At 75.2% G+C, this 13,162-nt stretch carries 13 protein-coding genes; 6 read left to right on the top strand and 7 right to left on the bottom strand.

Features of this window, described 5'->3' with window-relative positions; genetic code table 11:
* Positions 1-69 precede the first annotated feature (69 nt).
* The 3 genes from smpB (at position 70) to WMF20_RS14790 (ending at position 2,588) form a co-directional block, all read left to right on the top strand.
* On the top strand, positions 70-624 hold the full coding sequence (smpB, locus tag WMF20_RS14800) for an SsrA-binding protein SmpB (protein WP_129574959.1): 555 nt from the start codon (positions 70-72) through the stop codon (positions 622-624).
* Positions 621-932 carry a hypothetical protein gene (locus WMF20_RS14795; protein WP_129574958.1) on the top strand — a complete coding sequence of 104 codons (312 nt, stop codon included), beginning with the start codon at positions 621-623 and terminating at the stop codon, positions 930-932. Before smpB ends, WMF20_RS14795 begins: the two co-directional genes overlap by 4 nt.
* A 201-nt stretch (positions 933-1,133) precedes the next feature.
* On the top strand, positions 1,134-2,588 hold the full coding sequence (locus tag WMF20_RS14790) for a DUF362 domain-containing protein (protein WP_237245340.1): 1,455 nt from the start codon (positions 1,134-1,136) through the stop codon (positions 2,586-2,588).
* Here WMF20_RS14790 and WMF20_RS14785 read toward each other — a convergent pair.
* The 7 genes from WMF20_RS14785 to WMF20_RS14755 form a co-directional block, all read right to left on the bottom strand.
* Complete coding sequence (locus WMF20_RS14785) at positions 2,566-3,108, bottom strand: hypothetical protein (RefSeq protein ID WP_437614167.1); 543 nt, start codon at positions 3,106-3,108, stop codon at positions 2,566-2,568. The genes WMF20_RS14790 and WMF20_RS14785 overlap by 23 nt on opposite strands.
* A 45-nt stretch (positions 3,109-3,153) precedes the next feature.
* Complete coding sequence (locus WMF20_RS14780) at positions 3,154-3,567, bottom strand: hypothetical protein (protein ID WP_129574955.1); 414 nt, start codon at positions 3,565-3,567, stop codon at positions 3,154-3,156.
* A gap of 154 nt (positions 3,568-3,721) precedes the next feature.
* Complete coding sequence (locus tag WMF20_RS14775) at positions 3,722-4,486, bottom strand: hypothetical protein (RefSeq protein WP_437614165.1); 765 nt, start codon at positions 4,484-4,486, stop codon at positions 3,722-3,724.
* On the bottom strand, positions 4,476-5,645 hold the full coding sequence (locus WMF20_RS14770; RefSeq protein ID WP_437614163.1) for an ABC transporter ATP-binding protein: 1,170 nt from the start codon (positions 5,643-5,645) through the stop codon (positions 4,476-4,478). The genes WMF20_RS14775 and WMF20_RS14770 overlap by 11 nt, the downstream gene beginning before the upstream one ends.
* Entirely contained in the window at positions 5,642-6,382 is a 741-nt protein-coding gene (locus WMF20_RS14765) for a hypothetical protein (RefSeq protein ID WP_437614161.1), read from the bottom strand. The genes WMF20_RS14770 and WMF20_RS14765 overlap by 4 nt, the downstream gene beginning before the upstream one ends.
* Positions 6,383-6,593: 211 nt before the next feature.
* On the bottom strand, positions 6,594-7,886 hold the full coding sequence (locus WMF20_RS14760; protein ID WP_129574952.1) for a formylglycine-generating enzyme family protein: 1,293 nt from the start codon (positions 7,884-7,886) through the stop codon (positions 6,594-6,596).
* 4 nt (positions 7,887-7,890) lie between these two features.
* Positions 7,891-9,330 carry a sigma-54-dependent transcriptional regulator gene (locus WMF20_RS14755; protein WP_129581378.1) on the bottom strand — a complete coding sequence of 480 codons (1,440 nt, stop codon included), beginning with the start codon at positions 9,328-9,330 and terminating at the stop codon, positions 7,891-7,893.
* Positions 9,331-9,600: 270 nt separating this feature from the next.
* On the opposite strand from WMF20_RS14755, the gene WMF20_RS14750 reads away from it, so the two are divergent.
* The 3 genes from WMF20_RS14750 to WMF20_RS14740 all read left to right on the top strand — a co-directional run bounded on the left by WMF20_RS14750 (position 9,601) and on the right by WMF20_RS14740 (position 13,152).
* Positions 9,601-10,461, top strand: a complete 861-nt coding sequence (locus WMF20_RS14750) for a tetratricopeptide repeat protein (protein WP_437614158.1) — start codon at positions 9,601-9,603, stop codon at positions 10,459-10,461.
* Between the two features lie 154 nt (positions 10,462-10,615).
* A complete protein-coding gene (locus WMF20_RS14745; protein ID WP_437614156.1) occupies positions 10,616-11,830 on the top strand; it encodes a hypothetical protein in 1,215 nt (404 codons plus the stop codon).
* Complete coding sequence (locus tag WMF20_RS14740) at positions 11,827-13,152, top strand: hypothetical protein (RefSeq protein WP_437614154.1); 1,326 nt, start codon at positions 11,827-11,829, stop codon at positions 13,150-13,152. The genes WMF20_RS14745 and WMF20_RS14740 overlap by 4 nt, the downstream gene beginning before the upstream one ends.
* The last annotated feature ends 10 nt before the right edge of the window (positions 13,153-13,162 follow it).

The raw sequence follows: 13,162 nt of genomic DNA, 5'->3' as shown, positions 1-13,162 counted from the left end.
GACCGCCGTCGACGGCGCCGTGCGCGGAGAGGCGGTGGACAGACGGCGGCGCGCGCGCTATGCGGCCGCGTGAGCCGCGCTGGCAAAGAGAAGGAACGAGAGGGGGAGAAGCTCATCGTGCGCAACAAGCGCGCGACGTTCGACTACACCCTCGACGATCGGTTCGAGGCGGGGTTGGTGCTGCTCGGCAGCGAGGTGAAGATGCTCCGCGAGGGCGCCGCCGAGCTGACGGACAGCTGGTGCGCCATCGAGCACGGCGAGGTGTTCCTGAAGGGCGTCAACATCCCGGTGATGCCCGGGGCCGCCTTCGGGCACGAGGCGAAGCGCCCGCGCAAGCTGCTGCTCCACGAGAGCGAGATCGAGGCGATCCGCAAGGGCGTGGAGCGCGAGGGCATGACCGTGATCGCGACCCGCCTCTACTTCAAGAACGGCCGCGTGAAGGCCGAGATCGCCCTCGCGAAGGGGAAGAAGACCGTCGACAAGCGCGAGAGCCTGAAGGAGAAGGACGCCGCCCGCGAGGCCCGCGCGGCGATCGAGCGGGCCCGCGGCGGCGACCGCGGGCGCAGCCACGCGCCCCGCGCGGCGCGCGGCGAGGCTCGCCCGAACCCCCGGAGGCCGGAATGACCTGGCACCTCACCTGGTCGAGGGGCGGCGAGGCGGAGCTCGTCGAGATCGACGGCGACCGCGTGCGGCTCCGCTCGACCGCGTCGTCGGCCCCCGGCGCGCGCGTCGAGGGCGCGCTCCGGTCGACGGGGACGGCGATCCGGCTGAAGGTGGCCCGGTGCCGCCTGCGCGCCCCCCACGAGCCCGGCGAGCCGGCGCCGGCCGACCGCATCTACGAGCTCGAAGGCCGGCTCATCGACGCGACGCGTGAGGTCCGCGCCGAGCTCGCGCGGCTGGTCGCCGACGAGCCGCGCGAGCGTCCGGGCTGATCCGCGCCGCGCGGCGGAGCTGGCCGCGCTGCACCACGGCGAGCGTCCGGGCCGATCGGGACCCGCTGCGGCCCGTCCGGCAGCAGGTGTTGCGGTGACTCACGGCGACACTTACGCTGGTGATCCATGAAAATCGCGTCGCGCCCTCGTGTCATTTTGCGGCGCTGCTCGACGTATGATGTGGAGAAGATCCGCAGCATCGTGCGCAGCGGTCTCGAGGAGCTCTCGCTGCGCCCGCGCGGCCGGACGCTCATCAAGCCGAACGTCGTCGCGTCCGGCGCGCACTTCCCGCACGCCTATACGCGGCCCGAGTTCATCGAGGGGGTGATCGGCGCGCTCAGGGATCGCGACGACGGGCGCGTGACCGAGCTCGCCGTCGGCGAGCGGTGCGGCATCACGCTCCCGACCCGCATGACGTACGAGGGCGCCGGCTATTACCCGATGTTCCGGCGGACCGGGGTCAAGCACTACCACTTCGAGGAAGAGCAGCAGGTCGAGATCCGGCTCACGCACGAGGGCCGGCTGCGTGACTACCTGTTCACGCCGGAGCCCGTCGCGAAGGCCGACTTCTTCGTGAACTGCCCCAAGTTCAAGTCGCACCCCTGGACCACCGTCACCTTCTCGATGAAGAACTACATCGGGATCCAGGACGACCGGCACCGGCTCATCGATCACGACCACCGGCTGAACGAGAAGGTCGCCGACCTCCAGTACATCGTGCAGCCGCAGTTCATCGCGATCGACGCCATCACCGCCGGCGAGGGCCGGATGCTCACGCCGACGCCGTTCGACCTCGGCCTCATCCTCATGGGGAACAACCAGGTCGCCTTCGATTCGGTGTGCTGCCAGATCATCGGCGTCGATCCGAGGAGCGTCGACCACATCCGCCTGGCCTCGGAGCGCGGCTTCGGCCCGATGGACCTCGGCGAGATCGAGATCACCGGCGACGTGACGCTCGAGGAGGCGAGGCAGAAGGCCAAGGGGTTCAAGGTGGGCCTCGTCCGCGTCGAGAAGTACTTCGAGGGCACCAACATCACCGCCTACGCGGGCGCGCCGCCCGAGCCCGAGCACACCGACTACTGCTGGGGCGGCTGTCCAGGCGCCATCGAGGAGGCGATCGAGATCCTGCGCGAGTACGACAAGGAGTGCGACGCGAAGATGCCGCGGATGCACGTGGTGTTCGGCGCCTACGAGGGCCCCATCGACGCCAAGCCCGGCGAGAAGGTGGTCTTCATCGGCGACTGCGCGACGTACAAGGGCAAGATCGGCGATCAGCTGATCAGCATCGACAGCCTGTACCGCGAGCGGAGCGCGCGCGACCCCTACACCGCGAAGCACGACGACGTGCTGGCGAAGATGGTGAAGGTGACGACGAAGCTCGCGAAGGCCCGGAACGAGAGCGTCATCCGGCTCGAGGGCTGCCCGGTGAGCGTGGCGGAGCAGGTGCTCACGCTCGTCACGCTGGGCAAGACGAAGAACCCCTACTTCGCCGCCGATCAGGTGCTCGAGTTCAACAAGGCCTACGTCGCCTGGCGCGGGGCCTCGCTCGTGAAGCGCCTCGCCGGCAAGCCCTACCAGGTCCACGGGGCGTGCTCGCGCGGCGAGGCCGCCCCGGAGCTCCCGGCCGAGCCCCCTAGCCCGCCGGCCGCAGAGTGAGGTCGAAGAGGACCTCGAGCTCGTCCCGCACCTTGAAGGCGCCGAGCGGCCCCTTGACCTCGCGCACGCCGAGCGCGGCCAGCGAGACCTGACAGCCCCCCGTCACCCCGATGCGCCCCTCGCCGAGATCGCGCGAGGACAGGCGCGCCGCCAGCGCGGCGCTCCCCGAGGCGACCTGCACGCGCACGTCGGCGCGATCGCGCGCGGTCCCCGAGGCGCGGACCTCCACGACCTCGGTGCCCCCGAGCACCTCGCCCTGGATGCGGCGCTCGATGTCGCGGCGATCCCCGGCCGAGAGCGCATCCGGGTCGAGCCGGTCGCCGCGCAGGACCCCCGCGACGCGGAGATCGGCGACGCGGATCTCGAGCTCGGCCGTCCACGCGTCGCCGTCGAGCCGCGCCCGGCCGCGCAGCGCCGGCGCGGCGATCTCGAGGTCGTGCGCGAGCCGCGCGAGCATCCCGGCGGCGCGGGTGCGGATCGTCAGACGGGACGCGGCAGGCTCGAGGTGCAGCTCGTTCACGGGACGGGGATCCTTGTCACGCTTTCAGGAAGGAGGACGCCGCGCTCAGCGGCGCTTGGAGCGGCGCGGTCCGTCGGGGACCAGCACGTACCGGCTCGAGGACGGCTCGGGCTGGCGGAGGAGCTCGGCGCGGAGCAGCGCCTCCGAGAGCCGCGCCTCGATGACCTCGTCCGTGACGCCGGGCTCCAGGGTCACCACCGCGGCCTGGATGTCGCGCGCCAGCGCGTCGAACTCCGCGCTGTCGAAGGCGTAGATGTCGTCGGGGAACAGCAGCGCGAGCGGCTTCCGCTCCACGGCCGTGTTCGTCAGCGTCGCGAGGTCGCTCTCGACGATGAGCATGACGCGGGCCCGCAGGCACATCCCCCTGCAGCGCGCCGCGAGCGCCTCCGCCGAGCCGACGAGCAGGACCGAGCGAGGCGTGTTGACCGCCTTGGTGGCCTCGTCGTCGTCGTGAGTCATTCCTCGAAGAGTACGTGAGAACGGGCGGATGAAGCCATCCCCCTCGCGTGGCCGGCGGCTCCGCGCCTCGGAACGGAGGTCGAGCGGCCGGCCGCGGCAGCCGGACCGGCGGCGGAAGCCGTAACGCGCGCCCCCGCCGCCGCGGCGCGCGACGCTACTCCCTGCAGCGCGCCGCCGCGGCGAGCGCGAGGAGAACGGCGCTCAGCGCGAGCCAGCCGGCGCTCGCCGCCTGGCCGAGCCCGAGCGGCGCGGGACCGCCGAGGAGGTTCACGGCGTTGCCCCGCGGCATCAGCGCGCCGACCACCCCGGCCGAGCCTCCGAAGAGGAAATCGGCCGCGAGCGGCGCGAAGCGGCCGAGGCCGCGCCGGTGGAAGGTCGCGCCGAGCGAGAACCAGCCGGCGTAGGCGGCGCCGGTGAGCGCGCCGATCCACCCACTGATGAGCATGTCATGGACGAACGGCGCAGCGCCGGGCCCCCGGGCGGTCGCGACGACGACGACGGCGAGCAACGCGCCCACCACGGCGGCGGCGAGGGCCGTGGTCAGTGCGATGCCGAGCGCGACATGGTGGGAGGAGGCGCCGAAGCGGGCCGCCGGCCAGGCCGCGTCGCGCAGCGCGGTCCGATCGGCGGCGTCGGCGGCGAGGGCGAAGATCGTGAGCGGTGTGACCAGGCGGAACGTGGCGAGCAGCGCCCGGTCGACGGCGCCGGACGACCCGAACGCGACCTCGATGACCGCCGCCGCCACCGCGAGCGCCACGCCGAGGCCGAGCGCCAGCAGCGGGCGCCGCGCGCGGAGGCGGCTCAGGGCCATCTCCATGCCGAGCCGGACGCCCACCCGCGCGGGCGTCCCCCGCTCGGAGCCCCCCTCCGCGGGGGGAGCCGGCTGCGCTGCGTCGATCGGGGCGCTCTCACCCACCATGCTGGCGTCCTGTCTCCGCGGCGCGCGGCGAGCCGTCGGCGGCCGGCGCGTCGAACGCCGCCACGGCGACGGGGCCCTCGGGCGGCGCGCCGGGCAGCGGCGCAGCGCCGTCCCCCGCAGGCGCGCCGAACGGCCGGCGCGGGCGAACGGCGGCGAGGTGCAGCGCGGTCGCGGCCCGCACGTCGTGCAGCGACGGCGCCGGGGACGAGATCGCGATCAGCGCGACGTCCTCCCGCGCGGCCGCATCCACGAGCGCGAGCGCCGCCGCCTCCCGGTCCGCGGCCCGGATCCGCAGCGTCGAGGACGCCTCGGCCGGCCCCGGCTCCCACGCGCCCGCGCGCACCGCGGGGGAGCGCGCGAGCGCGGCGGCGAGCGCGCGAGCGCCGGGCGCGCCGGGCGCGCGCTCGTGGACGAGCACGTGGAGCTCGAGCTCGGGCCCCGCGGCGCCGGGCGCGGCCGGGCTCGGGGCGACCGCGAGGCGCTCGCCGTCGCCGGGCTCGGTCCGGGCGATGACGCCGCGATCGAGCACGTGGATGCGATCGGCGAGGGCGCGCGCGTCCACCGCCGAGGACGTGATGAGCACGACGCAGGCGCCGCCCGCCGCGAGCGCGCGCAGGCGCTCCCGGACCGGCGCGGGCGACGGCACGGCGACGTCGGCGAACGGCTCGACGAGGCAGAGCAGGAGCGGCTGCGGCACCCCCAGGGCGAGCGCCAGCTCGATGGCCCGGGCCTCGGCGAAGCCGAGCGAGGCCCGGCGTCGGGCGAGGAGCGGCGCGACGCCGAGCGCGTCGAGCAGCGCGGCGGCGCCGGTCGCGGGCGCGCCGCGGGCGCGGAGCGCCACCGACATGGACGACGCCACCGACGCGCCGTCGGGCAGCTCCGGGGCGATGGAGAGGACGCCGATCCGCGCCCGCGTCGCCGCGCTCCGGTGCGGATCGCGCCCCCCCACGAGGACGCGGCCGGCGAGGGGCGCGGCGCGCCCCGCGAGCACCTCGGCGAGCGCCAGCGTCCCGTCCTCCGGCGCGCCGAGGACGGCGTGCACGCCCGGGCCGAGCGCCGCCGCCGCGCCGAAGAGGCTCCCGCGGGGGCGCCCCGCCTCGCCGGCGCTGTCGCGCGCGCGCACGCCCTCGAGCGCCGCGATGGGCGCGCCCGGGGTCATCCGGCGGGGCCCCCGGCCGAGCGGGCCGCGAAGGAGAGGAACGCGCCGAGCGCGCCCGGGATCGACCAGCGCGCGTCGCCGGCGAGGTCGGCGAGGGCCCAGGGGACGAGGGTCAGCGAGAGGAACAGGGCGCGCCCGCGCGCGCCGGCGACGCGGCCGCTCGCCGCGGCGAGCCCGCCGAGCGTCACGCCGGAGACGGCGCCGAACAGGGCGAGCGCGGCGCCGAAGGCGAGGTGCTGGAGCGCGAGCAGCACCGAGCCGGAGAGGAGCGCCGCGAGCGCCGAGAGCGCGGCCAGCGGGAGCGCGACGACGCGCGCGATCTCCAGCATCGCGGCGAGGCTGCGCGCGCCGTGCAGCGAGGCCCGCGAGATCCCCCGCGCCGCGGCGAGCGCCTCGACGCCGTCGCGGCGGTCGGACGCGGGCCGGTCGTGCGCCGCGGCGAGGGCGATGGGGCCGGCGGCGCCCCACGCGAGCCAGCGCGCCGCGGACCCGAGCAGCCCCTCGAGCGACGCCGTCCTGTCGTCCAGCCGGAGCACGAGCGCGGTGGCGCCGTACCCGAGCGAGATCAGCGCCGCCATGGCGAGGCCGACCTGCCCGCCGCGCGCGCCGCGCAGCCGCGCGCACGCCAGCGCGACCGCGGCGCGCAGCGCCTTCCGCGCGGCCGCGCGCCGCCGCCCGGGATCGTCCGGACGCCTGCTCGGCGCGTCGCGCGGTTCGGGGTCGTGCGGGCGGGTCATCGAAGGGGCGTGCCGAGAGAGCGTGCAGGCGGGCGCGCGGGCGGAGCGGCGCGCTGCTAGCGCTGCCCTTCCAGGCGCGCGGGCGCAAGGCCAATGTGCCACGGGCCGGCGCGCCGCTGGAATGTGATCGCCGCCGCGCGAAAGCGCCACCCCCGCTGGGACGAAGCGCCCGCGCGCCGCGTGGACACGCGCACCCTGCCCAGGCCGTCGCCTAGTCGAACGAGAGCCCGCGACGGCCCTTGTGCCTGCGCTTGCGCTCCTTGTCGGCGACGCCGATCTTCCCCCACTCGTAGGTGATCCGGCGGCGGAAGACGCCCAGCGCGTCGCCGCCGTAGAGCAGGAGCTCGCGCGGGGAGTCGGTCTCCCCGAGCGTGGGCTCCCAGAGGTCCGTCGAGACGAACGCGAGCAGCGCGGGCGTGCTCAGGCGCATCCGCGCGACGAGGAGCCCGCACGTCGCCTTGTCGCCCGGCCGCGCCCGTTTCGCGCGCTTGCCGCGGCCGCGCGCCTCCTCCTTCGCGCCGCCCGGGCGCGCGCAGCCACCGCCGAGCACGAGCTCCTCGTTGCCCCGGGGGTGCCAGGTCCACATGCGCTCGACCTTGAACGTGGCCTCGGGCGATCCGGCCTGGGCCGCGGCGCGCGCCTCCTCCGGCGCGAGCTCGGCGAGCTGCGCCGCCGCGCGCGGGTCGACGAGCGGCTCCAGCCGGAGCGGGCGATCGCGCTTCACATCGAGCACCACCTCGAAGCTGTTCACCTCCCCGGCGCAGCAGCGCACGCCGACCTCGGGGCGGCGCGTGTCCGGCTTGACGCCTCGCCCGTGGGCGCAGCGCCCCACGAGATCGCCCGAGGGCCCGTTGCCCCCGCGCAGCGTCACGAGCCCCGGCTTGCTGGGGTCGCGCTGCCACTGGCTCGAGGTCCAGGTCCACACGCCGCCGTGGAGATCGTGCACCCCGAACGCGCTCGTGCACCCGGCGTTCACGCCGTTCGGCGTCAGCACCCGGCTCTGCCCGGTCGCGCACACCGCGGCCTTGTACGTGTCGCCGTACTCGTACGTGGTGTTCGCCGGCCCCTTGCAGGCCCGCTCGATCTCGAGCTCCGTGCAGAGGCGCTTGCCCTGCGCCTCGCAGAGCGCGCGCGCCTCGTCCTGCGTGACGTTCGTCGTCGGGATCGCGCCGACCTCGTTGGGGTACGAGAAGACGTCGATGTAGAAGCCGTGCATCACGACCTGCGCGCCCGCCATCTCCTCGTCGGCGATGCGCGGCAGGCGATCCGGCGGCGTGCCCGCGATGAGCACGCCCTTCGGGATCCACGCCATGCCGGGGCGCGGCTCCGGCTCGGCCTGGGCCACGTCCCAGGGCGGCGCGGCGTCGAGGTCGCCGTCCGTGCCCGGCGCGGCGCCGCCGCGCTCGCAGCCGGCGGTGGCCGAGAGGAGGGCGGCGAGCGACGCGGCGGCCGCGAGGGCCTTCCCCCTCAGCGCGCGGACGGAGCGCTGCTCGCCGGGGCCCACGGGCTCACTCGGGGTCGCGCTCGCGGAGGTTCAGCTCCTTCATCTTGAGCTGGAGCCCCTTGCGAGAGATCTTGAGGAGCCGCGCGGCGTGGGTGACATTGCCGTGCGTCTGCTTGAGGGCGCGCTCGATGAGGTCGCGCTCCAGCTTGCTCATCGCCGCCTTGACCTGCTCCTTCAGGCCGTCGGGCGTCGACGGCGCGAGGGCGGTGTCCGCGGCCGCGGGCGGCATCGACGCGCCGGGCGCCGACGCGGCGCCGCTGCGGATCTCCTCCGGCAGATCGTCGAGGCGGATGCGCGCGCCGTCGGCGAAGAGCAGCGCGCGCTCGACGACGTTCTCGAGCTCGCGGATGTTCCCCGGCCACGCGTGCGACGACAGGCGCTCGAGCGCCTCGGGCTCGGTGCCCTCGATGCTCTTCTTGAGGCGCGCGTTGAACTTCGCGACGAAGTGGGCGCAGAGGTGGGGGATGTCGCTCCTCCGATCGCGCAGCGCGGGGAGCGCGATCGGGACGACGTTGAGCCGGTAGAAGAGGTCTTCCCGGAACGTGCCCGCCGCGATCTCCCGCTTGAGATCGCGGTTCGTGGCGGCGACGAGCCGGACGTCGACGTGGATGGTCTTGATGCCCCCGACCCGCTCGAACTCGCTCTCCTGCAGGACGCGCAGGAGCTTCACCTGCATCTCGGTCGGGATCTCGCCGATCTCGTCGAGGAAGAGCGTCCCGCCGGAGGCGAGCTCGAAGCGCCCCGGCTTGGAGGCGACCGCGCCCGTGAAGGCGCCGCGCTCGTAGCCGAAGAGCTCCGACTCCATGAGATCCTTCGGGATGGCGGCGCAGTTGACCTTGATGAACGGCCGGTCGCGCCGGCTGGAGTTCTCGTGCAGCGCGCGCGCGACGAGCTCCTTCCCGGTGCCGCTCTCGCCGCTGATGAGCACCGTGGTCGGCGTGTCGGCGACCCGCTCGAGGATCGCGTAGAGCTCCTGGATGGGCGGGCTCTCGCCGATGATGCCGAAGCGGTCCGAGCCGCCCCGGGGCGGCGCCGCGGAGACGTCGCGCGTGGCGTCCGCGCTCGCGAGATCGCGGGTGCGGAGGGCCTTCTTCACGACGACGCGCACCTCGTTCTGATCGAACGGCTTCGTGATGTAGTCGAACGCGCCCGTCTTGAGCGCCTCGACGGCGTTGTCGACGGTCCCGTGCGCCGTGAGGAGCACGACTGGGCGCGAGGGGTCGTCGCGGAGCGCGGCCCGGAGCAGGTCCATGCCGTCGACCTTGGGCATCCGGAGATCGGTGATGACCAGGTCGATGTGGTGCTCCTTGAGGAACGCGAGCCCCTCCTCGCCGTCTTCGGCGGTGTGGACCTCGTAGCCATCCCGGCCGAGCTGGGCGCTGAGGACCCGCCGGAGGTTCGCCTCGTCATCGACGACGAGGATCTGCTTCTTTTCGGGGAGCATCACCGGGCGAGACTAGCAGAACCGGCAACCGGGCAAGCGCCGTGACCGATCCCTGGCGCTCCGGGGTCGTCGACCTCGACCAGGCCCGCGCACGGCGTGGTCGCGCCGGCGGGCGCTCGGCTCCTGCCCGCCGGCTCGCTCGGCCGGCCGTCCCGCGGTCGACGGGCCGAGCGCATTGCCCCGAGGTCCGCCGTGATGCCTTTTTCTCGCTGCCGGCGAAACGGATCAGTATGCTGCGCCCACTTCTCGTGGAGGGCGGCTCGGATGCGTGTGCTTCGGACTTGGCTGGTCGGTCTCGGCGCGGGGATGTTCCTCGCCGCGGGGTTGGCCGTAGCAGGAGATCCGGCCATCGAGTACCCCGAGTGCAACCGCACCGCGACACCCGCTGATCTGGAAGGCGCCAAGGGCGCGCACAAGGCCGCCACGCAGTTCTACGAGCGGGCCGACTACGACCGCGCCATCCAGTACTGGAAGGACGCTTACCGGCTCGACTGCGCGGCGCACGCGGTGCTCATCAACATCGCCAACGCGTACGAGAAGAAGGGCGACCGCGCCGAGGCGGTCACCGCGCTGGAGACGTACCTGGCCCGCATGCCCGACGCGACCGACGCGCAGACGATCCAGGACAAGATCCAGAACCTCAAGAACTCCATCCGGCCGGCGCCGACCCCGACCGCCAGCGAGTCGGCGTCCGCGCCCGTGCCGCCGCCGACGCTCCCCACCGCGTCGGCGACCCCGAGCCTCTCCGCGGAGCCGCCCCCGCCGCCGCAGCCCCCTTACGGGTATGCGCCCTGGGTCGCGACCGGCGCCGGCGTGGTCACGCTGCTGGTCGGCGGCATCTTGACCTCGAGCGGCTTCGCGGACATCGGCGCCGCCGAGGACAGCTGTCCGATGCGCGTCAACTGCGAGCCGGACGTGGCGGATCAGGGCAACCAGGGCCGCACGCAGGCGACCGTCGGCGGCGTGCTCCTCGGGCTGGGCGCCGCCGGCGTCGCGGGAGGCCTCATCTGGGAGCTCGGGTTCAACCAGCCCCGGCCGGTCTCCAGCGCGCCTGCGCCCTCCGCCGGGATCCGGCTGACCCCGGTCGCCGGCCCAGGCGCAGCCGGGGTCGGCGTGTCGGGCCGCTTCTGAGCAAGCTCCCCGGCGCGCCGCCGGCCTCCGAGCGGGCGCCGGCGTGACGCGCGCGGCGCGACCCGCTGCCCTGGCCCGCGGGGGTGCACCCCCGCGGGGAACGCCGTACCGCCCGCGAGCGAGCGCTCGCGGGCACATCGTCTACTCTTCCATCGTGCGTCTCAGCTCCTACGCCCACTTGCTCCTCACACGGACCTCTCTGAACAGAATCGCGCTTCCGGGCGCGCTGCTCGCCGCGCTGTCGGTCGCGGGCGCCGCGGTGCTCGCCCGCGGCGACACCCCCGCGCCCGCGCTCGCGCGGATCGGCCACCTCCTCGTGCCCGCGGCCGCCGCGGCGCCCGCGGCGGCGGCCGCGGCCGCCCGGGTCGCGATCCTCGCGACCTCGCCGGGGGCGACCCGGACCACGCTCCACATCTCCGCCGTCGGGGGCGCCCAGGCCGGCCCCGCGCTCGCCACCCTCCAGCACCTCGGCGACGCGGTCGTCCGTGCCCGCGTCGTGCCGCGGACGCCGATCGTCGTCGCGACCGCCGACACGCGCCCGTCGCGCGATCGCTCGTTCAACGCGGCCCTCTTCCGCGTCGAGCCGCACGCCGAGCCGGTCGCGCTCTGCGACGGCGTGGTGCACGCGAGCCGCCCGCTCGTGACCGCCGACGGGCGCGTCTTCGTCTCGCGCGGCGTCGCCGGCCCGGAGCCGCCGATGGACGGCGACCTCGCGCGGCTCAGGGTCGACGCGCTCACGATCGACGAGGTCGATCTCGCCACCGGCGCGACGCGCACCGCGCACCGGCACACGGGCTACCTCGCCTTCCTCGCCGGCGAGTGGAACGGCGAGCTCGTCGTCTACCGCGTCTCCCCGGGGTCGGCCGACCTCGTCCTCGTGAACCCCGACTCCGGCGCGACGCGGGTGATCGCCCCGTCGATCCCGCCGTTCGCGCGCGATTTCTCGATCGACGCGACCACGGGCGCGCTCGTGTTCCAGGAGCGGCACGAGGCCGATCCCGGCCTCTGGGTCATCGATCGCCTCGATATCGCCCGCGGCAAGCGCGCCCGGCTCGAGGTGAGCGCGAACGGCGGCCTCGCCCCGCACGCCTGGCCGGGCGGCGGGCTCGCGTACACGCCCGATCGCGCCGCCGGGCTGCGCGTGGTCGGCGCCCGCGCGCAGGTCCGCGGCCCGCTCGGCGCCGGCGTCGACGCCATCCAGGCCGTCTCGCCGGACGGGGCGTGGGTCGCCGCGCTGCACACGAACCCCTCCGCGTTCGCCGTCCCCTTCGCGATCCACGCGGAGAGCGGCGAGGCGTTCGCGATCCCCGCGCCGTCCGGCGCGCGCATCGCCGTCGCCGGCTTCACCACCGCCAAGGAGGAGCCGTGAGGCGCAGCCTTCCCCTGGTCCTGGCGGCGATCTCCGCGGCCGCGCTGGCGGCGCCGGCCGCCCGCGCGGCGTACTGCCCCTGCTTCACCGCGTCGAGCGCCTACAACGATCGCGGCTGCGCGGTCGAGGCCGTGCCCGGGATCAACCCGTCGGTCGCGGAGTGGAACGCCATCTTCGATCTCGTCTCGCGGGGCCCGGCGGCCTGGGGGGACGCCGGCCCGGAGACCATCGGTCTCGGTCAGGGCTGCGAGAAGCCCGAGGCGCCGCGGCAGGTCGACGCGACGTTCCCGTGCGAGCTGCTGAAGGCGATCGCCATGCAGGAGTCGGGGTGGCAGCAGTTCTGCGCGCCGGACCGGCCGATGGACCAGGCGGGGGCGAGCTCGCGGACGATCATCTCGTTCGACTGCGGCTACGGCGCCTCGCAGATCACGAGCGGCATGCGCGGCGGCGACAGCCCGGCTTTCGATCCGCGCCGCGTGGCCGCGGACCCGACGTACAACGCGGCCACGGGCACGCACATCCTCGCGATGAAGTGGAAGGCCACGCGCTGCGTCGGCGACCGGCAGCCGGCGATCGTCGAGCACTGGTACAGCGCCGTGTGGGCGTACAACGGGCTGTCGTACGTCAACAACCCGAACAACCCCAACTACGACGCGGGGCGCGGCGTCTACGATCCGGCGATCGGCGGCGCCGCCCCGTACCAGGAGCGGGTGTTCGGCCGGATGGAGCACACCGGCGGGCGCTGGGAGAAGATCGAGGTCGCCTACCCGGCCCTCGGCGAGATCGGCGCCGGCGGCGCGCCGGCCGCGCTCTCCGATCCGCGCTGCGCTTCGCCGACGGACTGCACGCGCACGCGCCCCCTCCACGTCACGCGCTGCGCCGACGACGGCGGCCCGACGGGCGACGGCGGCGCGGGCGGCGCCGGCGGCGGCAGTACGGGTGGCGGCGACAGCGGCAGCACAGGTGGCGGCGACAGCAGCAGCAGCGGCAGCGCAGGCAGCGGCGGCAGCACAGGCAGCGGCGGCAGCGCAGGCAGCGGCGGCAGCGCAGGCAGCGGCGGCAGCGCAGGCAGCGGCCGACCGGGCGGCAACGCTGGAGGCGCGCCCGTGACCGCAGGCCAGGGGGGCTCCGGACGCCCCGTGGACGACGAGGGCAGCGGCCACGGAACGACCACGACCACGGTGGGCCTCTACGGCCGGTGCTCCTGCGACCTGCCCGGGAGCGGCGGCGCCGCGGGCGCGGCGTCCTGGATGGCGCTGGGCGCCGGCGCGCTCGCCGCGGCGTGGCGGCGGAGGCTTCCGAGGCGCCGTCGCGGGGATTAACCTAGCAGGC

Source organism: Sorangium sp. So ce834, from assembly GCF_051521425.1.
GTDB classification, from domain to species: domain Bacteria; phylum Myxococcota_A; class Polyangia; order Polyangiales; family Polyangiaceae; genus Sorangium; species Sorangium cellulosum_D.
Note: the sequence above shows the minus strand (reverse complement) of the source record. Positions and strands in the feature narration are given on the sequence as shown.